General features: G+C 74.8%; 2 protein-coding genes. Both read left to right on the plus strand.

Features of this window, described 5'->3' with window-relative positions:
- The first annotated feature begins 129 nt into the window (after nucleotides 1-129).
- Entirely contained in the window at nucleotides 130-822 is a 693-nt protein-coding gene (locus GKQ77_RS32035) for a hypothetical protein (RefSeq protein WP_219692629.1), read from the plus strand.
- Nucleotides 810-2,120, plus strand: coding sequence for a 3-oxo-tetronate kinase (otnK, locus tag GKQ77_RS32040; RefSeq protein ID WP_219692631.1), 1,311 nt, complete (start codon nucleotides 810-812; stop codon nucleotides 2,118-2,120). The genes GKQ77_RS32035 and otnK overlap by 13 nt, the downstream gene beginning before the upstream one ends.
- The last annotated feature ends 6 nt before the right edge of the window (nucleotides 2,121-2,126 follow it).

Below are 2,126 nucleotides of genomic sequence, written 5' to 3' on the forward strand. Positions count from 1 at the left end.
GGCATCGCTTGCGCGCAGGGCGAAGCCCCCTCCACCCGGCCGGATACGACCCGCGCACGCAGCCAAGCCCTCCCCGCTCGGCTCGACATGACCTGCGCACATGACGAAACTCCCTCCTCTCGGACCGACATGCCCTCCGCGCACGGTCAAGCCCCCTCCGCACACACAGGATTCCTCTCCGTCCGCCCCCGCATCGCGCTGATCAGCGCCACACCTGCGGCTGTCGGGCCCGCCGTGGACGGGCTCGCCGATGCCTTTCCCGAGGCGGAGCCCTGGAATCTGCTCGACGACGCCCTGCTCACCGACGCCGCCGCGCAGGGCGGGCTCACCCCGGCCCTCACCGACCGGATGCGGCGGCTGATCACGCACGCCGTCGAGGGCGGCGCCCGGGGGGTGCTGCTGACGTGTTCGCTCTTCGGGCCGGTGGCGGCGGCGCGTACGGATGCGCACGTCCCGGTCCTTGCGGCGGATTCGGCCGCCTTCGCCGCGGCCCTGGCGGGCGGGCACCACCGTGTGCTCGTCCTCGCCACGTTCCCTGCGGCGTTGGACGACTGTCTGGAGCGCTTTCGCGACGCGGCGCGGGCCGCCCACTCCCCCACCGAAGCCGTCGGCCGGGTGATCGCACCGGGCGAGCGCCCGGACCCGGCAGGAGCGGACGCGGTTCTTCTGGCCCAGTACTCCCTCGCGCCCCGCGCCGATGAGCTGTCCGCCGCTCTCGGGCTGCCCGTGCACGCGGGCCCGCTGGCGGCGGCCCGTGCCCTGCGGGCCGCGGTGGGAGACATCCCCGCGGTGGGCGAGGGAGGTGCGGCGTGCTCGGAGTGATCGCCGACGATGTGACGGGGGCGACCGATGTGGCGCTGGCCCTGCGCGAGAGCGGGCTGCGGACCGTCCTGTACTTCGGGGTGCCGGCCGAAGACCTGGAGCCGCCCGGCGGACACGAGGCCGTGGTCATCGCGCTCAAGAGCCGAATGGCCGCCCCGGCGCGGGCCGTCGCGGAGTCGCTGGACGCGCTGCGCCGGCTGCGCGGGCACGGCGTGCGGCAGGTCTACTTCAAGTTCTGTTCCACCTTCGACTCCACCGCGGACGGCAACATCGGACCGGTCCTGGACGCGCTGGCCGACGCCCTGGACGCGCCCGCCGTGCTCTTGACGCCCAGCTCGCCGCGGCACGGCCGCACCCAGTACGAGGGCCAGCTCTTCGTGCACGGCCAGCCGTTGGCCGAGTCACCGATGCGGCACCACCCGGTGACGCCGATGACCGACTCGTCACTGCCCCGGCTGCTGCGGGCACAGACGGACAGGCCGGTCGCTCTGGTGCGGTGGGAGACCGTGCGTGCGGGCGCCGAGGCCGTGCGCACGACGATGGTCGACGCGGCGGCCCGCGGTGTCCGCTACCTGCTGGCCGACGCCCTCGACGAGGACGACCTGCACACCCTCGGCAGCGTTGTCGCCTCGGCTCCCCTGGTCGCGGGGGCCGCCGGACTGGCCGGCGGGCTCGCCCGCACCGTGCGGGGCGAGGCCCCCGACGCCCGCGACGAGGACGACCCGATGCCGGCCTGGCCCGCCGCCGTCCTGTGCGGCAGCTGCTCGGCACGCACCCTGGAGCAACTCGCCGCCCTGCGCGCCCTGGACCGGCCCATGCACCGGCTCGACCCTGTCGCCATCTCTGATCCGGCCGCGCTAGCCGATGAGGCCCTTGGCTGGTACGACGCGCTGGCGCCCGGCATGCCCCGCGGAGCGCCTGTCTTCCACTCCTCCGTCCCGCCCGAGGAACTCCGGGCCACTCAGCGGGAGTTGGGGGCCGAACGAGCTGCCGCCGTTCTGGAAGAGGCCACCGGACGCATCGCTGCGGGACTCGTGCGGCGGGGTGTACGGCGTCTGATCGCGGCCGGCGGCGAGACATCGGGAGCGGTGATCGGCGCACTCGGGGTCACCGGTGCCTGGGTCGGTCCGGCCGCCGCGCCCGGCGTCCCGTGGATCCGCCCCACCTCCGGCCCCGGCATCGTGCTGCTGCTGAAGTCGGGAAACTTCGGCGGCCCCGACTTCCTGGCCACCGCATCGGCACCTGCCCCGTCCCCCGTGCTCCACCCCCACGGGCGCACCGAAGGAGCCCGTTCATGAACGCCC

Source organism: Streptomyces anatolicus, from assembly GCF_019400875.1.
Classification (GTDB): Bacteria; Actinomycetota; Actinomycetes; order Streptomycetales; family Streptomycetaceae; genus Streptomyces; species Streptomyces anatolicus.